Genomic DNA, 25,059 nt, shown 5'->3' with positions numbered 1-25,059 from the left:
GTATGAAATTATTACCAACACTGAACAACAAAAAATTGAATTATCCTTTTTTGGCTTTAGTAGGATCGTGTCTCTATATGACTTCTTGCGCGACGCAACATCCACAATATGGAAAAAATATTAGAACAGAAAAAGTACAAAATGTCGAAGGAAATAAAATTCAATCGATCTATTTAATTGGTGATGCAGGAGATCTTGATCTTGAAAAAAATACGCAAAATTTAGAAATACTAAAAAATCAATTAGCAAAAGCTGATTCTTCTTCTTACCTATTCTTTTTAGGCGATAATGTTTATGAAAACGGAATCGTTACTGATTCAACAAAACCTGAATATACAACAAGTCGAAAAAAACTGCAATATCAACTCGATTTAGCCAAAGAATTCAAAGGAAAAACTCTCTTTATTCCCGGAAATCATGATTGGCGAAATGGAGTAAAAGGATTGAAAGAACAAGAAAAAATAGTTAAAAAACAATTAGGCAATAAAAAAGCATTTTTGCCGAAAGATGCTTGTCCAATTGATAAAATAAATGTAAATGATAGTATCGGAATTATAGCAATAGATTCTGAATGGTATTTACAAAATTGGGATAAACATCCTGGTTTAAACGAAAAATGTGATATCAAATCGCGTGAAGCTTTTTTTGAAGAATTAGAATCACAATTGAATAAATATCAAAACAGAACAACTATCATTACAATGCATCATCCGTTGTATTCAAATGGAACACATGGAGGACAATTTGATTTAAATAAACAGTTTTATCCATTTGGAGAAGATTTCAAGATTCCTTTACCTATAATTGGTTCTTTTATTAATCTTTTAAGAAGTACAACAGGATTAAGCCCACAAGATGTCAACAATTTCAAGTATAGAGAAATGGCATCTCGAATTGCTACATTAATAGAAAACAGAGATAATGTAATTGTAGTTTCTGGACATGATCATAATTTACAATATATTCAACAGAATAATGTAAAGCAAATCATAAGTGGTTCGGGGTCAAAAAAAGAGTCTGCTAAAGCGGTTGGAAAAAATGATTTTTCTTACGGAGATTACGGATTTGTCGTTCTAGATTTATATGACAACGGAGCTTCTAAAGCTAATTTCTATGGTTTCAAAGATAATGAAGTTGAATTATTATTATCAAAACAAGTAACAGAAAAGAAAAAGGAATATTTGGCTCAAGTATATGATGATAAAAAAATGCCAAAAACAATGGAAACGAGTGTTTATCCTTTAGATGAGACTCGAAAATCTGATCCATACAAATTCTTTTTTGGTCGTCATTATCGTAGAACATACGGACAAACTATTACTGCAAATACCGTTAATTTAAGTCAGTTGAATGGCGGATTAACTCCTGTCAGAATGGGCGGAGGACACCAAACAAAAAGCTTGCGTTTGATTAACAGCAAAGGAGAAGAATACAACATGCGTTCTGTAAAGAAAAGTGCAACTCAATTCATCCAACAAGTTGCTTTCAAAAATAAATATGTTGCAGATGAATTCGAGGATTCTTTTACAGAAAAATTCTTGATGGATTTTTACACAACAAATCATCCTTATTATCCGTTAACAGTTGCTAATCTGATGAAACCAATTGGAATAATGCATGCTACTCCGAACTTGTATTATGTTCCAAAACAAGAATCATTGAAAGAATACAATGAAAACTTTGGCGATGAACTTTATATGATTGAAGAGCGTCCAATGTCTGGCTATCAAGATGGTCTTTTTGGGAAGCCAAAGGATATTATTAGCACAGAAGATATGCTAGCTGCAATACAAAAAAACAAAGATGTTGGTGTAGATAAACAAGCATATATGCTTGCTCGACTTTTTGATATGTTAATTGGTGATTGGGATAGACATTCAGATCAATGGCGCTGGGGAATTTATAAAGAAGGAAACAAAACAATATACCGACCTATTCCACGCGACAGAGATCAAGCATTTCCTCGATATGATGGCCTTTTCTTCAGTCTTATTATGAGAATTCCTCCTTTGCGACATATGCAAGATTATAAGGATGATATCAAAAATGTAAAATGGTTCAACCGAGAGCCATATCCTTTAGATTTAGCAATTTTAGAATCATCAGATCTTGAACAATGGATAAAAGAAGCGAAATATATACAAGATAATTTGAGTGATGAATATATAAAAGAATCATTCGAATTAATTCCACCAGAAACTAAACAAGATTACGATGAAGAAGTAATTAAAAATATCATTTCGCGAAAAGCAAAACTAGAAAAGTTTGCTGAAGATTATAATAAAGTTCTTCGCAAATTAATTATCTTAAAAGGTACAAATGAAAACGATGAATTCGTTGTAACGCGTCTTCCGAAAGGGAAAACCAATATCAAAATCTATTCTGGTAAAGATCGTACCTTAATTTTAGATGAAGATTTTGATAAAAAAGAAACAAAAGAAATTCGTTTATATGGTTTAAATGGAAAAGATAAATTTACGGTTGAAGGAAAACCAAGTAATGCAATTTTAGTCCGTATTATTGGAGGGGTTGATGATGATTCTTATGAAGTGAAACGATCTGCAAGAATAAAAATTTATGATTATGCAAATGGCAGCAATGCTTCTGAAACAACTTTCTTAACTTCAAAAAATTTCGTGAATGATTATGAAGTAAATACGTACGATTACAAAGAACCGATGTATAACTTTTTTACCATGCTACCTAATGTCGGTTACAACCCAGATGACGGAGTTAAAATTGGATTATCTCCAACTTATACAGTAAATGGTTTTGATCGAAAACCATATTCGCAACGTCATAATTTACAGTTAAGTTATTATTTTGCAACAAATGGTTGGGAAGCAAAATACAAAGGAACTTTTACAAAAGCTTTAGGCAAATGGAATTTAGATCTTAATGCTGCTTATACCAGTCCAACTTACAGTACAAATTTCTTTGGATTAGGAAACGAAACCGTTAACAATCAAAGAAATGTTGGAATTGATTACAACCGTGTTCGATTAGAAAGTTACAGCTTTGGTCCTTCAATTTTCAAAATAATGAACAACAATGGACGTTTTGATTTTTCTGCAATTTATAGTTATAAAAAGATAGAAGAAAGTCATAATCGTATTGTAGAAGATTTACCTTCTATTAATCGAGATGTTTTCAAAGGACAAAATTTTGGTGAAGTTGGCGCAAAATATTTATTCAGAAATTATGACAACGAATCTTTACCAAAACTAGGAATGTCGTTTTTGGCAAATGCAAAATGGATTTCTAATTTAGCTGATTTTGAACGTAATCATTTTTATACAGAAATTAACTTAGGTTTTACACATAAAATTTCTGCCAATGGACGTTTAACAGTCGCATCTATGTTAAAAGGGAAAGCTGTTTGGGGCGATTTTATAGAATTCTATCAAATGGCAAATTTAGGTGGAGATCAAGATTTACGTGGATATCGATTAGGACGTTTTTCTGGCGATAAAGTTTTTCTTCAAACATCAGATTTACGATTTGATGCATTAAGATTCAAAGCCATAGTTCCATTACGTTTAGGAGTTTTCGTTGGAGCCGATTACGGAAGAATTTGGTTGAGTGAAGAAAGTTCAGATAAATGGCATTCATCGATGGGTGGAGGACTTTGGATAAATGGAGCACAATCTCTCACAGCAACAGTTTCATACTTTAAAGGAGAAGATCCAGGTCGTGTTGTTTTTGGATTGAACTTTGGATTTTAAAATAAATTTTCTTTTAAAGATTCTTATCTAATAATATATAAATCAGGTTAAAGTTTCCTTTAGCCTGATTTTTTTTTGTCTAGACTTATTGCAAGGCTTCTGCCCTATTCTACTTTATAAATAGGAATTGAATAATTTTTCCTAATACCTAAAAAATCAACTGAAGAATTTTCAGTTTTTTTCTTACTACTAATTCATACAAAAACAATCACTTATTTTCTTCCATTAAAACAAAAGAAAAATAAACTTTTACTTTATTTAGATTAAATAAGAATAATATATACTTTTGCACAAAATTAATAAAATCTAGATGAAATTTTGTTTTTACACTTTTCTAGTGACATTTTTTACCATCTCTGTCAACGCTCAAGATTATTCTTTGGAAATTAAATTAGAAAATGAAAATAGTTCTTTAGTTTCTAATATTCAGATAACTGTTGCATCATCAGATAATGAAAAAATTACAGGATATTCAGATAAATACGGAATTTTTAAACTTAATAAACTAAAAAAAGGTAAATATTCTCTTACAATTGAATCGATCAAAATTTCATCAATCAACGAATCATTCACCTTATCTGCTCCTACAAAAAAAGTATATCAAATAAAACCGAAGGTAAACGAATTAGAAGAACTTGTCGTAACAGCAAAAGAATCAAAAGGAATGACTAGCGTTTCTATCATTGATCAGAAAGCTATGCAACATTTGCAACCTTCTAGTTTTACGGATTTGTTGGAATTATTACCTGGAAGACGTTCTGTTGATCCAGTTTTTAATCGAGCAAATAGTATAAAATTGAGAGAAACAGGAATCGCTGATTCTAAAAATGATTATGCTACATCGTCATTAGGAACTAGTTTTATTATTGATAATATTCCTAAAAATACAAATGCAAATATGCAATATACACAAGGAACATCTTTGATTATCAATTCTAATAACAATACTGGATATACAGATGATAAAAGAAATACGAGCGCCAAAGGTGTAGATATGCGTTCCATATCAACCGACCAAATAGAACGTGTAGAAATTGTACGAGGAATTCCGTCTGCTGAATATGGCGATTTGACAAGTGGATTGGTTAAAATTATTCGAAAAAAAGGACAATCTAATTTAGAAGGACGATTCAAAGCAGATGCTTACAGCAAAATGTTTTATGTAGGAAAAGGAATTGAATTAAAGAATAAACTAAACTTTAATTTTGGCGTAGATTTCCTAGATGCAAAACCAGATCCTGTAAATGATTTCGAAAATTATAAACGCATTACAGCTTCTTTTCGTGCATATAAAAAATGGATGAAGAAAGAAAATGAAATCGATTGGAATCTTAACTTGGATTATTCAGGTTCTATTGACAATGAAAAAACAGATCCGGATAACTCTTATGGACTTACAGATAGTTATAAATCAACCTATAATGACATTAGTATTTCGAGTATTCTCGATTGGAAATTTAAAAAAAATAGTTTTATAAAAGGATTGAATTTCTATTCTTCTATATCTCAACAATTCGATCAAATAAAACAAACGAAACTTGTACAACTTAGTTCGGCAAGCGCAGTTCCTAATTCTAATTCGGAAGGAGAATCTTATGGCGTTTTCCTTGAACCTAAATACATTTCAAACCTAAAAGTTGATGGAAAACCAATTGATCTTTATTTGAAATTAATCGGAGAGTTTGATTGGGGATGGAGTAATTTACGAGCTGGAGCAGAATGGAAATATGCAAAAAATAATGGCGAAGGACAAGTTTATGATCCTCTTCGTCCGCCATCAGAAAACATGACAACTCGAAATCGTTCTTACAAATCTATTCCTGCTATTCAAGATCTTTCTTTCTTTTTAGAAACCAATAAGAAATTTAAGATTCAAAAACATCAAGTTGAGATTTTAGCCGGATTAAGAAGTATCAGCTCGCCTGGAATTGACAAAATGTATTATTTACATAACAAATATTATGTAGATCCACGTATTAATATGCAATGGAAATTACCAAATTTCTATATCAATAATAATTTATTGAAACTGGAAATAACAACAGGATATGGTGTGCACACAAAGTTACCAACATTAAATATGTTGTATCCGCAAAACCAATATTTCGACTATGTACAATTAAACTATTTTCACGAAAATCCAGCATATAGAAGAATACATCTGCAAACTTATGTTGTTGATAATACAAATTATGAATTAGCCGCTGCCGTAAATAAAAAATGGGAAATAAGAACTGATTTAGAATACAAAAACATCAATTTCTCTTTTAGTTATTTCGAGGAAAAAATGAATTCAGGTTTTAGAAATATGACCGATTATAAATTATTTTCTTACAAAAAATTCTCAACAGCTGCTATTGATCACAACACGATTACTCAAGCACCAAATGTGGAAAATTTACCTTTTACAACACAATATCAATTAGAAACATATTCGAAACAAGCCAATGGAAGTTCGTTAAACAAAAAAGGAATTGAATTTCAACTAAGCACAAAACGCTTTTCTGTTATCAATACTCGAATTACGATGAATGGTGCATGGTTCAAAACTCAATATAAAAATAGCCTGCCTGTTTACACGAGAAATGATAAAATCACAATCAATGGAAAACCAACACCTTATTTAGGCGTTTATCTAAATGATGATGGATATCAAGGAGAAAGATTAACAACAAATTTAATGGCAGATACTTATATTCCTGTTCTTAAATTAGAATTTTCTACTTCGGTTCAAGTCATGTGGTTTTCTTCTTCGAAAGCTTTGCCTAAAAACGGAACTCCTATCGCGTACATCGATCAAAATGGAATTCGACATTCGTATGAAGAAGCAGACAAAAACGATCCAAATCTAAAATGGTTGAACTTATCATACAATAACAATTTATTCCGAAAAGTAACAACTCCTTTCGAAATGAATGTCAACTTTAAAGTATCAAAAGTATTCTACGAAAATTTCCGTGTTTCAATGTTTGTGAATCGACTCCTAAACTATTATAAACAATACGAAGTTGATGGAAAAATAATCGGACGAAAAGGACTTACTTCTCCTTATTTCGGAATGGAACTTAATATTAAATTTTAAATATATAAACTATGCAAAAATTACTTAGCAGATTTAGCTTATTGATGCTATTCTCTGTATTTTTACTATTTTCTTGTAACAACGAAGACGATGATTTACAAACAACTCCTTCATCTCTTGTCTTTACAAACAAACTTCCAGAAGGATTGCAAGAAGCCACTATAATTGAATTGAATTATACATTCAAAGAGTTAAATTCAGGGAAAATTACAGAAGCTTCAGTTAAAGGAGCAAAAGAATTAATACTTCAATTACCTACAGGTTCTTATGAAATTTCTGTAACTGGACAAATCAATTATAAATTCGAAGGAAGTTCTTTCACAAAAGATGTTGTAGGATATAGCGCTTCAGAAGCAATTACAAAAGAAGATAAAACAAAAACAATTCAATTATTTGTAAAATCTTCTAAAGGAGATTTGCTTATAGAAGAGTTATTTTTTACAGGAACTTTATCTCCAGAAGGAAAACAATATATTGGAGATAAATATTTCAAAATATATAACAATTCGGACGAAGTATTATACGCAGATGGTTTATTGATTATTCAATCAGAATTTTCAACAGTAGAAAAACAAGATTATAAACCAAACATAATGTCGACAGATTTTGCTGCAGGATCAATCGTTATGCTTCCTGGAAGCGGAAAAGAATATCCTATAAAACCAGGAGAACACATAATTATTGCAGAAGACGCAATCAATCACAAGGAATTTAATTCAAATTCAATTGACCTTTCTAAAGCAAATTTCGAAATTTATTACGATGATATGGATGATGTAGACAATCCTGCTGTTAAAAATATAATTCCTGTTTTTTCTACGATGGTTATGCATAATAGAGGTTTTACAAGCTATGCTTTGGCTAGATTACCAGAAAATGTATCTGTTGATCAATATATGGATCAATACGAATATGAATACGAATATGATTTTGTATATGATGGAGAAACTTTTCCTATGAGCAATGTAGCTTATAAAATTCCAAACGATTGGATTATAGATGCAGTTAACTTAAGTGTTGAGTCAGAATTCCAATGGATTGTAACAGCTCCTTCTTTAGATAGAGGTTGGACATACAGCGGAACAAGAGATGGTGATAGCAGCAGATATGGAAAAGCTGTAAGAAGAAAAACATTAACAACTAATGCAAATGGAAATAAAATTTTAGTAGATACAAATAATTCTACTTTAGATTTTATCCCACAAATCAAAGCATCTTTATTCAACTAGATCATAAAATAATATAATGTACTTTCGTTTCACTTACAGTTTCTTCTTATTTATTAGTGGTTTTTTATTTATCCAAGCACAGAATAATTCTGTCGAAAGATATTTAAAAAATAATTTACCAAATAACAAATTCTTTGATTCTATCAATACAGGAATTGCGAATCAAATTTTCAGCAATAAAGATAATTATACTGCATTGAGTGCAAATTATTATAATGCTGTAGAAAAGAATTCAATCCAACAAAAAGGAGATGGAACAACGAATTATTCGTTCAAAGTTGTTTCTAATTTCTTGATCGATTCTACGAATTATGTTTGGGGAAATGTACACTACAAAAATGGGAAACGAAAAAATATAAAGTGGAACGAAAGTTCTGATTATGACAAAATATATCCTTACATAATGGCAGATTCTGTTGGCGGAAATATTGCTACAGAAGAATATTTTGTGCAAGGAGGATACAATCGAAAACTAAATAAATTCAATTTCGGAATTTTGGCAGAATATCGTGCTTTATTAGAATATAGAAATCGAGATCCTCGTCCGAAAAATACAATTTCTGATTTGAATATTGGACTTGGAATTTCAACGGAAATCACCAAAAACAAACTACTTTCATTGAATGTTATACTGAATAAGTACACACAATCCAATGTTTTAAAATTCTTCAATCAACTAGGAAATCCAGAAGTTTTCCATTTTTCTGGAATGGGAATTTATAATAACTTATTCAAAAGCAACAACAAAAGAGCTTATTATGATGGAAATGGAACAGAATTTCAACTTGCTTATCTAAATAAAACCAAAAAAGGATTAATGGCTTCGGCTAGTTTTTCGTCTTTATCTATTGATAAAATAATGCTCGATTTACAAGGAATTGTAAGCAATAATATAGATGAAAAAAAATATAAATTCAATATTTCTTATTCAACTCCAGAACTTTCTTTTTTCAAAGGAATAAGAATTTCAACCGAAATGCAAAAAAGAAAAGGAACAGAAGGAATATTCTACAACGAAACTTCTTCTAATTATAAGAAAATTGGAGAAGCAACTCGTTATTTTCACGATAATAATAATGTTCGATTCGTTTCTCTTTTTGAGCTTATCAAATCAAGCAAAATACATCATTTAGCGTTATCTCCTTTCGTAAATTATTCTTCATTGAATGAGCGATATACAGAACCTTTTATTCAACAAAAAATTGAAAAAATAACGTTTGGATTTGAATCTGATTTATTATATCAATTGAATAAAAAATCAATCATTAATATTGGTTTTGAACTTGGTTTGAATAAAAATTTAAGCAATAATTGGAATTCCAATTATCGTTACAACAAACAATCAATTCAAGAAATGATGAATCAAAATTTTAGAAATTTATCTTCTAATAATTATTACACGAATCTTTCTTATAGACAAAATTACTCAATCAACGAAAAATATTCTATTTTCATGGATGCAAAATACGGATATACAAATACTTCGCTTGATAAAATTTACAATTCTTATTTAGAATTATCATTTGGAATCTTATTCTAAAAAAAAGGATTAATTAAAATCCTTATATCATTTAATTAATCCTTTTTTTCTTTATTCTGAACAAATTTCTTAATCGTTTGCATCATATTTATCCAAGAATTTTCAAAATGCGAACGTTCAAATTCATCTGCAAAATCTCTTCCTTCTATAGCTAAATAAGTAAAATTACCTGAACGCTGCAAACTAAAATTCACTTCTATTTCGTGATTTGTATTCTGCTTTTTGTAATTGTATCGTAAACGTTCATTTTCAAGAATAGATGTTATTATAGCTTCGTCAACAATTATTTCATTATTTTTTTGAGTTTCAAATTCCAACTTCTCTCCTACTTTCCATTCTTTGCATTTCATTTTTATATGCGCAAAACATTTATTGAAAGTTTGTTCATCCGTCAAAACTTTCCAAACATTTTCGGCAGAACCATCTATCGAAATATTTAGTAAAACATCATCTTTTTCCATTTTCTATTCTTCTAGTTTATTAAATTTTTCAAATTTATTTTTATAATTTATCGAAACTCTAATCGCTTGTAAACCACTTACTCCTTGCAAATCATCAATTTCTAAATATTCAATATCGTTCTTCAAGAAATTCTGATCAATCAATAAATTGATATAATTTGTATATTCTTCTCTCAAAATATCTTCGGTATAAATAATACAAATTTTTTGAGGCAAATTTATTCTTTCATTTGTTCCTTTAACATAAGCTTTGCTCAATCTTTTTTTGATGATTTCGTATTTCGCATTGTTATAACCATTGACATCAAAACGTTTTTCATCAAGTTTGAAAAGAATATCTAATGTCGTATTTGTTGTAAAAATCATCGAAGCAATCTCAACTTTCAAAGGAGTTTTTTTCTGAATCTCTTTATATGAAAATTCCAAAGCAATCATTGCTTGCAATTGCCAATAGCGAATTTCTCGTATTTCTTGATAAGAAAACTTCTTAAAAGGCGCAATACTTCTACCAACGTACAAATTATAATCAACTCCATCCGTTTTGAAACGCTCGTAATAATGCGGAAAAATTTCTTGCGCTACTTTCTGAAAACTATCCAATTTGTTTGACAAAAGCGAATTTGTCATAACAATCGTTTGATCAAATTTTTTGCGTTCTACATAAAATAATCCTGTTGTAGAATCTAACTTTTTTAGATATTCTTCGATGATTGATTTCTCATCATCTTTTACATATTTTGGGATTTCGGGATGAATATTCAATGTAATGTAATCAAACAATTCGCTTTCAAAATATATTTTTTCTACATTATCTATTCGTTGCAAGAAATCTTCTAAATCTTCTACATAATTTAGAAATTTATTTTTGTTTGTTCGATTATACAACTCTTTACAAACTAATATCAAATAATTAATCTGATTTGTGTAATCTTGTTTCAAACATTGATTTCTGATAATTGAAGAATTTCTCACATCAGATTCACCATAAATAGGATAAACATTTAGAAAAGAAACTTGCGATTTCTGCTTCGTATTTCCTGGATGCAAAATATGTTCGCGCGCTTTTTCTCTGAATTTCCAATCCACACTTGGGTGCAAAGAAGTATATTCGGTTTGTATATAAGCATTGATTTGATTCTCAAACTCAACTGTGTAGCGATAAATAGAATCTTCTAAAAGCGGAATTATTTCACGTAAAAGATTTGCGTTTAATCGATTGAAAACACCAGCTTCTTTCGAACCAATTTCCAAAATTCCTAAATGTGATTGTCCATTTTTCAACGGATAAAGAATCAAACTTTTAATGCCTGAATTATTTATTACGTTCAACATTTTATCATTCGGAAATTTTTCCAAAGCACTATCTACATTGGAAACAACGTAATATTCTGATTTTAATATTTTGTTCTTTAAATCTATACAAAAAACTTCGTCCAGATTTATTTTCTTGTTCTTATTAAATAATAAACTATCATTCAATTGGAACAAATGGCTCATTTCTAATTGATTTTTATCGGAATTATAAGCCGAGAAACCAACTTCTAAATTATTGATTCTAAAAATAGATTTTAAAGCAGAAATAATATCATTTCGAATAAGATAAAAGGATTCTCCGTAAGATAAAAGATTTGATTTTAAATTTGAAAGCGCAATTTCTGTGGTATTATCAAAAAAGGAAACAAGATTAAATCCTTTTGCAATCCAAGATCCAATAGGAATTTTCTCCATCCACAAAGCTGTGTCTTCGTAATTGTTTAATAAATCTTCGATTTCGTCTTCTGTTAATTTATATTTCTCTTGAGACGGATAAATCCTAAAATAATCGTGATTAATATCTGTTCCAAGATAAGTTTTATAACCTTTTTTATTTTCTATCATCAATTGATTCGATATGTTGAAATCTAGGTTTTTGTGATAATATTTCGATAAAATAAAACAACAACAATATTTATACAACGTATCATATTCCAAATTTTCATAATTGAATTTTAGACTTGATTCATTGTTATTAATCAACTCTTTAAGTCGATCTGTTGCAAAAATAAATTTATCTGAAAAAGGAAAAGTTATTGCTTTAAGGTTGTATTTTATAAATGGTTTAGGAATAATTTTTTCAATAATCGGCTCAACATCTTTGATAATATTCTGAAAATCTTCAAACGTTTCAACTCCATCTATCAAATCTGGGCGAGTTGCTTTTAGGTATTCTAAAAAGGCTTTAAACTCTCCAAAATTATATTCAGATCCTTCTAATTCTTCTATCAAAGATTGAAACGAATATATAATTTTGATGGGTAATTTATTGATAAAATCTTCTTTCATAAATTTTCAAGTAAACTTCAGAACTGAAAATAATTTAGTTCCGAAGTTATTATTCTTCTGCTATTATCTTGTAAATACCAACGTTTCTTCAGTAGAAAGATTTTCATCAAATCGGTATCCATCTACATCAAATGCTTTTACTTGATCTAATGTTTCTACATTATTTTCTGCACAATAACGTGCCATTGCACCACGAGCATGTTTAAAATACATCATGATTTTCTTTAATTCTCCGTTTTTATAATCCTGAAATTCAACATCAATCATAGGAGCTTTCAATTGCTTTTTATCTAAAACTTTTGCATATTCATTGCTTGCTAAATTTAAGATAAACTCATCTTTCTTTAATTTTGAATTCAGAAAAGGAGTTAAAATCTCTTTCCAAAAGCCATAAAGATTTTTAGAACCATTTACATCAAGCTTCGATCCCATTTCCAAACGATACAGCATCACTTTATCTGAAGGACGCAACATTCCATATAAACCAGATAATAAAAAAGCATTCTTATTAAAATATTCTAACGATTTTTCATCTAAAGTTTCGGCATCCAAACCTTTATAAACTTCACCTTTGAACGCTAAAGCTGCTGGAATTGCTTGTTTTGTTGTAGGTTTTACATTCCATAATTGGTTACGTTCAACATTCATTTCAGCAATATCTTTTGAAATTTTCATTAATTTCTCAAGATCTGTTCTGTCCATTTTTTTCATCACATCCATAATTTCTTGTGAATGATCTAAGAACTGCGGTGTTGTCGCTCTCCATTTTGCGTTTGTTTCAAGATTCATCATCTTGGCTGGAGAAAGTAATATTTTCATGTTTTTTTCTTAATTAAATTATAGATAATCTTCGATATCGCCTTTACCTTCACGCAGTACTTCTACTCCATCTGTCATATCAACAACTGTAGAAGCTATGTTGTCTCCATATCCACTATCGATTACAGCATCTACTAGTTTTTCCCATTTCTCAAAAATCAATTCAGGATCAGTTGTATATTCTACAATTTCATCCTCATCATAAATAGATGTTGATGCTATAGGATTACCTAATTTTTCTACAATCATTTGCGGTACAGCATGATCTGGCACACGAATACCAACTGTTTTCTTTCCTTTATACGCTACTGGTAAATTGCGAGATGCATTCATAACGAAAGTAAATGGTCCTGGTAATGCTCGTTTCAAGATTTTAAACGTACTGTTGTCAATTGGTAAAGTATATTGAGATAAATGACTCAAATCGTTACAAACAATAGAAAACTGAGATTTATCGAGCTTAACACCTTTTAATCGTGCTAATTTTTCCATTGCTTTAAGATTGGTTATATCACATCCTAATCCATAAACAGTATCGGAAGGATAAATGATTAAACCTCCATTTTTTAAAATTTCTACCACTTGATCAATCGCTTTTTCCTGTGGATTCTCTGGATGAATTCTGATATAATCTGCCATTTGTAAATCTTTAGTTCAAAGATACAAATTTGGCACCAAATCTATTGTTTCGGGAATTTTTGTTTTTGATTATGCAATTGTTAAAATCAATGAATAAAAAAACTCCTTTGTAAGCAAAGGAGTTTTTATTTATAATAGAATGATCTAATTATTTATTTTTCAATATTTCGTGAAATACTGTCTGCGCAGAATAAATACGATTTGTGGCTTCATCAATTACAATTGAACGATCAGAATCTAAAACTTCGTCCGAAACGACTACATTTCTACGAACAGGCAAACAATGCATAAATTTTCCATTATTGGTTAAATTCATTTTTTCCATTGTAACTTCCCAATCTTTATCGCCTTCATTTGCTTGTCCATAATTTTCGTAAGATGACCAGTTTTTAGCATAAACAAAATCTGCATCTTTCAATGCTTCATCTTGATCATAAGAAATCGTTGCACCTTCTGTAAACTTAGAATCTAATTCATATCCTTTTGGCTGAACAACTGTAAAATCTACCCAATCTACCTTAGAAAACCATTGTGCAAATGAATTTGGAACAGCTTGTGGCAAACGGCGTGGATGCGGAGCCCAAGTCATTACAACTTTCACTTTCTTTTTCGGCTTCTCTTCTGGATTATAGCCTACTTTCTCAGCGATTGTAATTAAATCAGCAAAAGATTGCAAAGGATGTAATGTTGCACTTTCCAAAGAAACTACTGGAACAGAAGATAATTCTTTTACTTTATTGAACATGATTTCATTATAATCCTCATCACGATCTACTAATTTTGGGAATGTACGAACTCCTAATACATCGCAATAAGCACTCATTACTTGAATTGCTTCTTTTATATGTTCTTGAGAATCGCCATTCATCACAGCTCCATCAGCCATTTCTAAAGTCCAAGAATCTGCTCCTGCATTCAAAACCCAAGCATTTGCTCCTAAATTATAAGCTGCTTTTATCGAGCTTAGACGTGTACGTAAACTTGGATTAAAGAAAATTAAACCAATTGTTTTGTTCTTACCAACTTCTTGCTGAGCAAATGGATTTGCTTTTATTTCTAATGCTGTTTTTAGTAATTCGTCGATGTTTTCTACATCATAAACCGAAGTAAATTGTTTCATAAATAAGAAGAATCTTTTGTTTTATTTGTCCTACAAAATTAGGTGAAACAATCGAAGTTTAAAGAATTATTTATATATTTTTGTAAGAATTTATAACCTAATTTTTTACAGAAAAATCGAATGAAATACTTTGTACTTTTTTTTAATCTATTTTTTACTCAATTTGTTTATTCGCAGACAAAAGAATTAGATTCAAAATATATTAAAAATATAAAATCATCGCTTAATAATTTCAATTCTAGAGAAGAGAAAAAAGAATATGATTCTTATTTTAAATTTTTAGAACATGTAATTTCTCTTAATTACAATAAGAATAATTACATATTAGATGATGATTATCAAAAGCTAACACAGAATACTTTTCAATTAATCAATTCTAAAAATCCTAATTTAAAATCAAACACAAGCAAATTTTATATCATAAAATCTAACATTCCAAATGCTTCTTCGCTTGGTTTTAATTTATATTTTATTGAATCTGGTTTGTTTAAGCAATTAGATAATCAATTTCAATTTGCTGCTGTAATTTGCCATGAAATCGCACACAACGAATTAAATCATACAAGATTAGATATTGAACAAGATGCTGAGTTTGAGAAAGATTTTAAACAAGAAATTAAATCGATAAAGCGACAAGATTTTTTAAAATTGATTAAATCTCAAAATGAAGTGATTCAAAAAAAATATGATTTAGCTGAACAATCGCGCAAAAAAGAAATTTCGGCAGATAGTTTAGGCTATATTTTATATAAAAATCTAAATTATCCTAAAAGTGAATATTTTCATCTTTTAAAAAAGATTGAAGAATTTGATCAAAACGATAAATATTTGCTTAATGATTCTATCTATTCTTATTTATTTAATTTACCTGAGCAAAAATTCAATCCTAAATCGATTATAATCGAAAAAAATTCGTTGTTTGATGGATTAAATTTTACTGAACATGTTAACAAAGATTCTATTCGTTCGCATCCAAATTTAGATGATCGATTAAATTGGATTCAGAAAAATTTCAAAGATGATTTTACAAAACAAAAAGTAGCTCGTTCGGTTGATTTCGAAAATGTTAAAGCGAAAGAAATCAATAATTATTATGAAAATTATATTCATAATGAAGAATATACAAATGCGCTTTTAGAGCTGATGTATGAGAAGCAAATACATTCGAACAGAAATGATTTAGATAAATATATTGGTGAAATTTTTATGAAACTTTATGAAAGTAGAAAATTATTAAAGTTTAATAAATATGTTGCTCAAGTTGATGCAAATGATAAAAATATTAATACACAAAAATTATTGAGTTTCTTGTGGAGCTTGACAAATGATGAACTAAAAAATATTGGAGAATATTATACAAAAAAAGCAACCTAATCGGTTGCTTTTTTCTTCTTATAAATTTAGTTTCTCTATTCGTACAGAACTTTCTTTTTCTTCTTTATTATATTCTCTTATAAAAATATATCCATATTTGGCTTTTCCGAATCTAATCGAAGTTTCCTTTGTTTTGAATGGCATTTTATCTTGAGTTAATTCACCATTTTTAAGTTTATTGATTATTAAATTCCAAACTTTTTTATCATTTTTATCTTGTTCACCGTAGAAAAATAAAACTTCGTTTTCATCTTTATTTTCCTGAGAAAACAAATAACTGTCAAACATCTTTAGTTTTGATTTCTCTAAAACAATATGATTTTTAAAGTTTCCTTCTTTATCAAAATTCGCAAGAATATAATCTGTAGATCTTATAACAGTGAAGCTATTATCACCTTTTTGCTTTTCTAAAAGAACGGTAAACGAATTATCATTATAATTAAAATATTCTTTCAAACTGTAACGATAACCATCTTTATCTCTTAATTTCTTAAAACCTATATCAGAAAATATTTCGTTGTAATTAATTCTTTTTTCTAACAACTCTTTTCCCTCATTATCATATATTGTTCGCAATAAGCCAATGGTTGGTCCAAATCTAGAAAATGGAATTCCATATTCGCTAGATTCTTTTATTTCTCCTATAACAAGCAATTTATCATTCTGAATTTCCATTTCAGGAAAAACATAAATTCCATCTCTATTTGTTTTTGAAGTATAGATAATATTTGACGTATTTTTCCCGTCTGCTAAATTATACGTTAATAATCTTTCTATTCCAATTTTAGAAAATCCTGAAGATTGATCTACCTTTTTTTGCCACAAAACTAATTGGTTCTTACTTATATTTCCCAAATCAAATTTGTAACCATCTTTCTTCATTTTCTTATCAATTTCATAAGAAAACGTTGTTTCAAAATTATCGTTATATACGTTTATTTTTTCTAAATCTTTTGCAACTCCAATATTAAAATCCACGTAATATAATTGGCTTTCTCCATTGTACGTTGTCAATATACTTCCACCATATATTGTGTTGAAAGCTTTCATTTTACTATAATCTTCTGTTTCAGAAAATGGTGTAAAAACGCCATTTCTATAGAATGATATATTTTCAGTTTTATTTGATTTTAAATCTAGTTTCACCAAAACATTTCCATATTCACCAAAAGTTTTAATATTATATAATTTTGAATTGATATATAACCTTTGATTCAAAAATGTTATTCCTATAAATTTGTAACTTGTTTTCGAGATATTACGAAGTTCAAAATCTCCATTAGTTATTTTATTTAAGTTATTATCCAATAAAATATATTCATATTGAACAAATTTATCTTGATTTACCAAACCTTTATTGAAGATAAAAGTATAACCAATCACATTTCCCTTACTGTCATTAAGTAGAGAAGATCTTTCTAAAATTCCTGTCGATAAATCCTTTAAATTCTGGACTTGAGCAAAAGAAAAAGTAAGCGTGATAAATGTAAGTAGTAAAAATAAAAGTTTTTTCATATAGTTTTTTATAATTTATAATATCGATTTAAGGTTTTAAAACAACGTCAATTCATCCTGTGGACCACGAACATCTAAACCTAAATCTTTGTTTAGTTTTTTAATAAAATATTTGGCTAGCATTGGTGATTCTAATTCTAAATTCTGATGAATAAAGAAATATAATTTTTGCAAACCTTCTTCTTTCCATAATTTAATGGTTTCAATCCATTCATCTAATCGCTCATAATCAGACGGAATATTTGCTCCAACAAAACGCACAAAAGCTTCATTAGAAGTCAATCTCATATGCACCATATCTCTCCTACCCGCTGTATCTACAATAATATTCGAAATATTATGATCTTCTAATAATTTTACAAATTGATTAAAGTTTTCTTCGTTCGAGAACCAATCTTCATGACGAAGTTCTACAGCTAACGGATATCCTTTTGGAAAATTATGAATGAAGTTTTCTAATTTTTCAAAATCTTTTGGTCCAAAATTTTCGTGCATTTGCAAAAAAATCATTCCTAATTTATCATCAAACAGAGCAACTGCATCCAAATATTGATTCAATTTGTCGGTTACATTTTGCAAACGTCCATAATGACTAATACTTTGCGGAATTTTCGGAAAAAATTTAAAATCATTTGGCGTTTTATTTTTCCAAGTTTCTACATTTTCCTTGCTTGGAGAACGATAATAAGTTGCATTTAACTCAATACTATTAAACTGAGTTGAATAATAGCTTAATTCATCCTTTGTTTTAGGCGGATAAAAATTCTTCAAATCTTGTTTATTCCATTTTGCACAACCTACATAAACTTCAAAATTGGAAGATTTATCATCTTTATTCAACAAATCGATTGTTTCTTTTGGTGTTTTTGGTAATGTAAAATCAACCAATTCTGGGTTTTCTACTTTTCCGAATTTCATCGTTCTAAATTTGTATCGAAAATTAAACAATTATTAGCAATTTTCAAGCTCTATTTTAAGACAAAATGTCAGTAAATTTTCGTTTGGAATATCTTTTGAAAATTAAAAAACGACTAGATAAGTCAACAAGAATAAATACGAATTATAAAATTATAAAAACATATAAAAATACAATTACAATGAATAAAGGAAATATTAATGTTTCGGTAGAGAATATCTTTCCATTAATTAAGAAATTTTTATACAGCGATCACGAAATATTTTTGCGTGAGTTGATTTCTAATGCTTCTGATGCAACATTGAAATTAAAACATTTAACAAGTATTGGTGACGCAAAAGTAGAATACGGAAACCCAATGATCGAAGTAAAAATCAATAAAGATGATAATACTTTACACATTATTGATCAAGGTTTGGGAATGACAGCGGACGAAGTTGAAAAATACATCAATCAAGTTGCTTTTTCTGGAGCAGAAGAATTTATTAATCAACATCAAGATGCTGATGGAATTATTGGACATTTTGGTTTAGGTTTTTATTCTGCATTTATGGTTGCTGATAAAGTAGAAATTATCACAAAATCTTATAAAGACGAACCAGCAGTTCATTGGACATGTGATGGTTCTCCTGAATTTACATTAGAAAATTCGGATAAAAAAGATCGAGGAACTGAAATCATTTTACATATTGCTGAAGATTCTAAAGAATTTTTAGATGAATGGAAAATCCGTGAATTATTGAATAAATACAATAAATTCATGCCAATTCCAATTAAATTTGGTACTAAAAAAGAAACACTTCCTTTACCTGAAGGTGCTCCAGAAGGAACAAAACCTGAAGAAATAGAAGTTGATAATATCATCAATAATACAACGCCAGCTTGGACGAAATCTCCATCTGAATTGACAGAAGAAGATTATCTTAATTTCTATAGCGAATTGTATCCAACACAATACGATGAACCATTATTTCACATTCACTTAAATGTTGATTATCCTTTTAATTTAACAGGTATTTTATTCTTCCCAAAATTAGGAAACAACATTAATATTGATAAAGATCGCATACAATTATACCAAAATCAAGTGTTTGTAACAGACGAAGTAAAAGGAATTGTTCCTGATTTCTTGATGTTATTACGCGGTGTTATCGATTCTCCAGATATTCCATTAAACGTTTCACGTTCGTACTTGCAAGCTGATGGTGCTGTAAAGAAAATTTCTGCACACATTACGAAAAAAGTAGCTGATAAAATGTCTTCATTAATGAATCAAAATCGTGAAGATTATGAGAAAAAATGGAACGACATAAAAGTTGTAATCGAATATGGAATGATTTCGGAAGATAAATTCTTCGAAAAATCTGACAAATTTGCATTGTATCCAACTGTTGATGGAAAATATTTCACTTGGGACGAATTAAATGCAGCAATCAAAGATAATCAAACAAATAAAGATGGTAAATTAGTTGTTCTTTATACATCTGATATTGACGCACAAGATCAATACATTCAAATTGCAAAAGAAAAAGGTTATCAAGTTATTTTATTAGATTCTCCTATTGCTTCTCACTTGATTCAAAAATTAGAATCTACGAAAGAAAATGTAACTTTTGTTCGCGTTGATGCAGATCATATCAATAATTTAATTGAAAAAGATGAAGTGAAAATTTCTAAATTATCTGATGATGATAAAGAAAAATTGAAAACTGAAATCACAGAATCTATCAACAATAAATCTTACACAATTCAATTAGAAGATTTATCTGGAACAGATGCTCCTTTCATTATAACGCAATCAGAATTTATGCGTCGTATGAAAGACATGCAAGCTTCTGGTGGAGCAGCAATGTTTGGAATGGGCAATTTCCCAGAAATGTATAACGTTGTTGTGAATGCAAACTCAGATTTAGCGACAGAAATTTTAGCAAAAGAATCGAAAGAAGAAAAAGATGCATTGATTAATCAAGCATTAGATTTAGCAAAATTATCGCAAGGTTTGTTAAAAGGTAAAGAATTGACAAACTTTATCAATAGAAGTTTTAAAAACATTAAATAATACAGAAATCTCTTTATTTTAGAGCTTTCAATTTAAAATCCAGCACATAATGTGCTGGATTTTTTATTTCTTAATAGATTTATTAAAGTGTTAAATTTTTAAAATTACTTAGAAAAAATTTGTAAAACATGATTTTTGTCATTAATTTTACATCAAGGAATTAATAATTATTCGTTCAGGACTTCAAAATAGTTCAGTTGTTTTGAAACAGAACACTAAAATTAATAATTGTTTTTCCCTATATATAACGAAATTTTTAAGCCGACAGAGAATTTTCATATTTGGTGAAAATTAATTCAAATCATTATCAAAAATTTCGGGAAGGATTTCAAGAAATTGAAATCCTTTTTTCCCTAGACGTTCTTTTTAAATTCGATTTTACTCATAATTTACATATAATTTGTGATTCGTTATTATGAGTATATTTCATTTTTTTATTCAATAAATATTTGTTCTATTTAATTATCAATTATAAAATATTTTTTATAATTATTTAAAAAGAACAAATTACAATGTATTTATTCAGAAATTGAATATCAACATTGGGAAGGATTTCAAGAAATTGAAATCCTTTTTTTTATGTCATATTATCACAATAAAAAAAGAGCGACATATTTGTCGCTCTTTTTTTATTTATATATCAGAATTTAATTATTCTTGTGATACAATTTTTGCAGATAAAAATTCACGGTTCATACGTGCAATATTATCTAAAGATATTCCTTTTGGACATTCTACTTCACAAGCTCCTGTATTTGTACAGTTACCGAAACCTTCTAAGTCCATTTGAGCAACCATTTTCTGAGCACGACGTGCAGCTTCTATCTGCCCTTGAGGTAACAATGCGAATTGAGAAACTTTAGCTCCTACGAATAACATTGCAGATCCGTTTTTACAAGTTGCAACACACGCTCCACAACCAATACATGTTGCAGCGTCAAACGCTTCGTCAGCATTCATTTTGTTTACAGGAATGTTGTTTGCATCTACTGTGCGTCCAGAAGTATTTACAGAAATATATCCACCTGCTTGTTGAATACGATCAAAAGATGAACGGTCTACAATTAAATCTTTGATTACTGGGAATGCTGCAGATCTCCATGGTTCGATATAAATCGTTTCTCCATCTTTGAACATACGCATATGTAATTGACAAGTTGTAACTCCTCTATCTGGACCATGTGCTTCACCATTAATGAATAAAGAACACATACCACAAATACCTTCACGACAGTCGTGGTCGAATGCAACTGGCTCTTTTCCTTCCTCTATTAATTGCTCGTTTAATAAATCAAGCATTTCTAAGAAAGAAGAATCAGTAGAAACATCTTTTAAGGAATATGTTTCCATTTTTCCTTGAGCATTAGCGTTTTTTTGACGCCAAATTTTCAGCGTGATGCTGATTGTTTTTGATGATGCCATAATTCTATATGATATTTTGACATTTTGCTTGAATGTTTGTTATCAAGCAAAATGATTTGATTATTTATAACTACGAGTTTTAAGCTCGATATATTTGTAATTTAATTCTTCTTTGTGTAATACTTCTGTATTAATGTCATCTCCTTTGTATTCCCAAGCAGCAACATAAGTATAGTTCTCATCATCACGTAATGCTTCACCTTCTTCTGTTTGATACTCTTCGCGGAAGTGACCACCACAAGATTCGTTACGGTTAAGTGCATCAATTGCCATTAACTGTCCTAATTCTAAGAAGTCAGCTACACGTCCTGCTTTTTCTAACTCAGTATTCATTTCGTTAGCTTCACCAGGAACTTTCACATCGCGATAGAATTCTTCGCGTAAAGCTGCAATTTCAGCAATCGCTTCTTTTAATCCTTGCGCATTACGAGCCATACCTACTTTATTCCACATGATAATTCCTAAACGTTTGTGGAAACTATCTACAGTTTTAGTTCCTTTGTTGTTTAAGAAATGTTGAATTTGATCTTTAACTGCTTTTTCAGCTTCGTCAAATTCTGGAGTATCTGTAGGAATTTTACCTGTACGAATATCTGCTGATAAATAATCTGCGATTGTATAAGGTAATACAAAATAACCATCTGCTAAACCTTGCATTAAAGCAGAAGCTCCTAAACGGTTTGCTCCGTGATCAGAGAAGTTAGCTTCACCAGCAACAAAACATCCTGGAATTGTTGACATTAAGTTATAATCAACCCAAACACCACCCATTGTGTAGTGAATTGCAGGATAAATACGCATTGGATTTTCGTATGGATTCTCATCTGTAATTTTGTAATACATTTGGAATAAGTTTCCATATTTCTCTTCAATCCATTTTTTACCTAATTTCTCAATTGTAGCATCAGATGGATTTTGATCTCCGTTTGCGAAAGCAACCTCACGACCTTTTTTCTTAATTTCATTCGTGAAATCTAAATAAACTCCTTCTCCTGTTTCGTTTGCTTCAATACCATAACCAGCATCACAACGCTCTTTTGCAGCACGAGATGCAACGTCACGAGGAACTAAGTTACCGAAAGCAGGATAACGTCTTTCTAAGTAATAATCTCTGTCTTCTTCTTTAATGTCAACAGCTTTTTTCTTACCTGCACGAATTGCTTCAGCATCTTCTTTCTTTTTAGGAACCCAGATACGACCAGAGTTACGTAAAGATTCAGACATTAAAGTCAATTTAGATTGATTTGTTCCGTGGATTGGAATACAAGTTGGGTGAATTTGTACATAACAAGGGTTAGCAAAATAAGCACCTTTTTTGTGAATTTTCCATGCAGAAGTTACGTTAGAACCCATTGCATTAGAAGATAAGAAATATACATTTCCGTAACCACCAGTAGCGATCACTACAGCATGAGCTGAATGTCTTTCTATTTCTCCAGTAACTAAGTTACGAGCAATGATACCACGTGCTTTTCCATCTACAAGTACAATGTCTAACATTTCGTGACGGTTGTACATTTGGATATGTCCTAAGTGGATTTGCTGATTCATTGCTGAATAAGCTCCCAATAATAATTGTTGTCCAGTTTGACCTTTTGCATAGAAAGTACGAGATACCTGAACACCACCAAAAGAACGGTTGTCCAATAATCCACCATAATCACGTGCAAAAGGAACACCTTGCATTACACATTGGTCAATGATGTTACCAGAAACTTCTGCTAAACGATAAACGTTAGACTCACGAGCGCGGTAATCACCACCTTTAATTGTATCATAGAATAAACGATAAATAGAATCGTTATCTCCTTTATAATTTTTAGCAGCATTAATACCTCCTTGTGCAGCAATAGAGTGTGCACGACGAGGAGAATCTTGGTAACAGAATGCTTTAACCTTGTATCCTAACTCTGCTAAAGTAGCAGCAGCAGAACCTCCGGCTAAACCTGTACCAACAACAATAACATCAATTTTATCACGGTTATTTGGAGCTACTAAGTTTAAGTGTGCTTTATGTTCGCTCCATTGTTTTGCGATATCTCCTTGTGGAGACTTAGAATCTAATATACTCATTTCTTGATATTATTTAATTATTTAACAAAAAAATGGTAAACAGCAATGATAATGAAACCAGCTGGAATTAAAATAGAATACCATTTTCCGAAAGCAACAATTACAGGTGTGTATTTACGATGTCTAGCTCCAATAGATTGGAATGCTGACGCAAAACCATGCTGTAAGTGTAATGATAAGAATACAAATGCTACAATGTAAATTACTAATCGTACAAAACTTAAAGCACTTTCTAATGTAAAAATGTGATTTAAGTGATCCATAAAGTAATTACCTTGCGCAAATTCAGGATTTGGAGAAATGTAATGATCTGTAATTGTTGGAACCCAGAAATCATACAAGTGTAATAATAAGAAAACTAAGATTACAGCCCCAGAAATAATCATATTTCTTGACATCCAAGTTGCATTTGCAGCTCCATTATACTTCTGATAAGCAACTGGTCCACGAGCTTTTTTGTTTTGAGCTTCTAATACAAAACCCATTACAAAGTGATAAACTACACCAATTAATAAGATAGGCTGCATTAAGTACTGAATAAAAGGGTTTTCACTCATGAAAGCCGAAACTTCATTGAACCCATTCGGATTAATAACAGATAATGCATTAATCACGAAATGCTGTAACAAGAACACGATCAAAAATAACGCTGAAAGCGCCATCGCGAACTTCTTACCAATCGACGATTTTAGTAATGATTCATTTGCCATAAAGCAATTCGTTTAATTTTTTAGATATTTCCACAAATTTAATCATCCCTTTA

General features: G+C 29.8%; 16 protein-coding genes. 6 read left to right on the top strand and 10 right to left on the bottom strand.

Annotated features, from left to right (window positions below; all coding sequences use genetic code 11):
- The first annotated feature begins 2 nt into the window (after positions 1-2).
- The 4 genes from ACMHJW_RS02665 (at position 3) to ACMHJW_RS02650 (ending at position 9,576) form a co-directional block, all read left to right on the top strand.
- Positions 3-3,725: a metallophosphoesterase gene (locus ACMHJW_RS02665; protein ID WP_413531870.1), complete on the top strand. Its 3,723-nt coding sequence runs from the start codon at positions 3-5 to the stop codon at positions 3,723-3,725.
- A 337-nt stretch (positions 3,726-4,062) separates the two neighbouring features.
- Positions 4,063-6,807: a TonB-dependent receptor plug domain-containing protein gene (locus tag ACMHJW_RS02660; RefSeq protein ID WP_413531869.1), complete on the top strand. Its 2,745-nt coding sequence runs from the start codon at positions 4,063-4,065 to the stop codon at positions 6,805-6,807.
- A gap of 11 nt (positions 6,808-6,818) precedes the next feature.
- Positions 6,819-8,036, top strand: coding sequence for a DUF4876 domain-containing protein (locus ACMHJW_RS02655; RefSeq protein WP_413531868.1), 1,218 nt, complete (start codon positions 6,819-6,821; stop codon positions 8,034-8,036).
- A gap of 16 nt (positions 8,037-8,052) precedes the next feature.
- On the top strand, positions 8,053-9,576 hold the full coding sequence (locus ACMHJW_RS02650; protein ID WP_413531867.1) for a DUF6850 family outer membrane beta-barrel protein: 1,524 nt from the start codon (positions 8,053-8,055) through the stop codon (positions 9,574-9,576).
- A gap of 35 nt (positions 9,577-9,611) precedes the next feature.
- On the opposite strand, the gene ACMHJW_RS02645 is transcribed toward ACMHJW_RS02650, so the two are convergent.
- The 5 genes from ACMHJW_RS02645 to ACMHJW_RS02625 form a co-directional block, all read right to left on the bottom strand.
- Positions 9,612-10,037, bottom strand: coding sequence for an SRPBCC domain-containing protein (locus ACMHJW_RS02645; RefSeq protein ID WP_413531866.1), 426 nt, complete (start codon positions 10,035-10,037; stop codon positions 9,612-9,614).
- A 3-nt stretch (positions 10,038-10,040) separates the two neighbouring features.
- Positions 10,041-12,359 (bottom strand): hypothetical protein, encoded by a 2,319-nt coding sequence (locus tag ACMHJW_RS02640; RefSeq protein WP_413531865.1) that lies wholly within the window; start codon positions 12,357-12,359, stop codon positions 10,041-10,043.
- A 63-nt stretch (positions 12,360-12,422) separates the two neighbouring features.
- Positions 12,423-13,178 carry a peroxide stress protein YaaA gene (gene yaaA, locus ACMHJW_RS02635; protein WP_413531864.1) on the bottom strand — a complete coding sequence of 252 codons (756 nt, stop codon included), beginning with the start codon at positions 13,176-13,178 and terminating at the stop codon, positions 12,423-12,425.
- 18 nt (positions 13,179-13,196) lie between these two features.
- The gene (locus ACMHJW_RS02630) at positions 13,197-13,817 is read right to left on the bottom strand and encodes an L-threonylcarbamoyladenylate synthase (protein ID WP_413531863.1); all 621 of its coding nucleotides are present in this window, start codon (positions 13,815-13,817) and stop codon (positions 13,197-13,199) included.
- Between the two features lie 148 nt (positions 13,818-13,965).
- Complete coding sequence (locus ACMHJW_RS02625; RefSeq protein WP_413531862.1) at positions 13,966-14,937, bottom strand: N-acetylornithine carbamoyltransferase; 972 nt, start codon at positions 14,935-14,937, stop codon at positions 13,966-13,968.
- A 120-nt stretch (positions 14,938-15,057) separates the two neighbouring features.
- On the opposite strand from ACMHJW_RS02625, the gene ACMHJW_RS02620 reads away from it, so the two are divergent.
- Positions 15,058-16,311 (top strand): M48 family metalloprotease, encoded by a 1,254-nt coding sequence (locus ACMHJW_RS02620; RefSeq protein ID WP_413531861.1) that lies wholly within the window; start codon positions 15,058-15,060, stop codon positions 16,309-16,311.
- Between the two features lie 18 nt (positions 16,312-16,329).
- Here the strand turns inward: ACMHJW_RS02620 and ACMHJW_RS02615 are convergent, their stop codons facing one another.
- Together ACMHJW_RS02615 and ACMHJW_RS02610 are read right to left on the bottom strand one after the other, a co-directional pair.
- Entirely contained in the window at positions 16,330-17,826 is a 1,497-nt protein-coding gene (locus ACMHJW_RS02615; RefSeq protein WP_413531860.1) for a DUF6770 family protein, read from the bottom strand.
- Positions 17,827-17,862: 36 nt separating this feature from the next.
- On the bottom strand, positions 17,863-18,744 hold the full coding sequence (locus tag ACMHJW_RS02610) for a DUF72 domain-containing protein (protein ID WP_413531859.1): 882 nt from the start codon (positions 18,742-18,744) through the stop codon (positions 17,863-17,865).
- Positions 18,745-18,923: 179 nt separating this feature from the next.
- Between ACMHJW_RS02610 and htpG the strand changes: the two genes are divergently transcribed.
- A complete protein-coding gene (gene htpG, locus ACMHJW_RS02605) occupies positions 18,924-20,801 on the top strand; it encodes a molecular chaperone HtpG (RefSeq protein ID WP_413531858.1) in 1,878 nt (625 codons plus the stop codon).
- Positions 20,802-21,452: 651 nt separating this feature from the next.
- Here the strand turns inward: htpG and ACMHJW_RS02600 are convergent.
- The 3 genes from ACMHJW_RS02600 to ACMHJW_RS02590 are packed head-to-tail and all read right to left on the bottom strand — an operon-like array spanning position 21,453 to position 25,006.
- On the bottom strand, positions 21,453-22,223 hold the full coding sequence (locus tag ACMHJW_RS02600) for a succinate dehydrogenase/fumarate reductase iron-sulfur subunit (RefSeq protein WP_413531857.1): 771 nt from the start codon (positions 22,221-22,223) through the stop codon (positions 21,453-21,455).
- Between the two features lie 60 nt (positions 22,224-22,283).
- Positions 22,284-24,296 carry a fumarate reductase/succinate dehydrogenase flavoprotein subunit gene (locus ACMHJW_RS02595; protein ID WP_413531856.1) on the bottom strand — a complete coding sequence of 671 codons (2,013 nt, stop codon included), beginning with the start codon at positions 24,294-24,296 and terminating at the stop codon, positions 22,284-22,286.
- Between the two features lie 17 nt (positions 24,297-24,313).
- A complete protein-coding gene (locus tag ACMHJW_RS02590; RefSeq protein ID WP_413531855.1) occupies positions 24,314-25,006 on the bottom strand; it encodes a succinate dehydrogenase cytochrome b subunit in 693 nt (230 codons plus the stop codon).
- Between the last annotated feature and the right edge of the window lie 53 nt (positions 25,007-25,059).

Origin of the sequence: Empedobacter brevis (assembly GCF_965118635.1) — a bacterium.
Lineage (GTDB): Bacteria > Bacteroidota > Bacteroidia > Flavobacteriales > Weeksellaceae > Empedobacter > Empedobacter brevis_A.
This window is presented reverse-complemented; position numbering and strand designations above follow the sequence as displayed.

Coding starts and splice junctions, on each gene's coding strand:
- ACMHJW_RS02590 (WP_413531855.1), bottom strand. CDS start 25,006: ATGGCAAATGAATCATTACTAAAATCGTCGATTGGTAAGAAGTTCGCG.
- ACMHJW_RS02620 (WP_413531861.1), top strand. CDS start 15,058: ATGAAATACTTTGTACTTTTTTTTAATCTATTTTTTACTCAATTTGTT.
- ACMHJW_RS02655 (WP_413531868.1), top strand. CDS start 6,819: ATGCAAAAATTACTTAGCAGATTTAGCTTATTGATGCTATTCTCTGTA.
- yaaA (WP_413531864.1), bottom strand. CDS start 13,178: ATGAAAATATTACTTTCTCCAGCCAAGATGATGAATCTTGAAACAAAC.
- ACMHJW_RS02645 (WP_413531866.1), bottom strand. CDS start 10,037: ATGGAAAAAGATGATGTTTTACTAAATATTTCGATAGATGGTTCTGCC.
- ACMHJW_RS02600 (WP_413531857.1), bottom strand. CDS start 22,223: ATGGCATCATCAAAAACAATCAGCATCACGCTGAAAATTTGGCGTCAA.
- ACMHJW_RS02650 (WP_413531867.1), top strand. CDS start 8,053: ATGTACTTTCGTTTCACTTACAGTTTCTTCTTATTTATTAGTGGTTTT.
- ACMHJW_RS02595 (WP_413531856.1), bottom strand. CDS start 24,296: ATGAGTATATTAGATTCTAAGTCTCCACAAGGAGATATCGCAAAACAA.
- htpG (WP_413531858.1), top strand. CDS start 18,924: ATGAATAAAGGAAATATTAATGTTTCGGTAGAGAATATCTTTCCATTA.
- ACMHJW_RS02630 (WP_413531863.1), bottom strand. CDS start 13,817: ATGGCAGATTATATCAGAATTCATCCAGAGAATCCACAGGAAAAAGCG.
- ACMHJW_RS02610 (WP_413531859.1), bottom strand. CDS start 18,744: ATGAAATTCGGAAAAGTAGAAAACCCAGAATTGGTTGATTTTACATTA.
- ACMHJW_RS02665 (WP_413531870.1), top strand. CDS start 3: ATGAAATTATTACCAACACTGAACAACAAAAAATTGAATTATCCTTTT.
- ACMHJW_RS02640 (WP_413531865.1), bottom strand. CDS start 12,359: ATGAAAGAAGATTTTATCAATAAATTACCCATCAAAATTATATATTCG.
- ACMHJW_RS02625 (WP_413531862.1), bottom strand. CDS start 14,937: ATGAAACAATTTACTTCGGTTTATGATGTAGAAAACATCGACGAATTA.
- ACMHJW_RS02615 (WP_413531860.1), bottom strand. CDS start 17,826: ATGAAAAAACTTTTATTTTTACTACTTACATTTATCACGCTTACTTTT.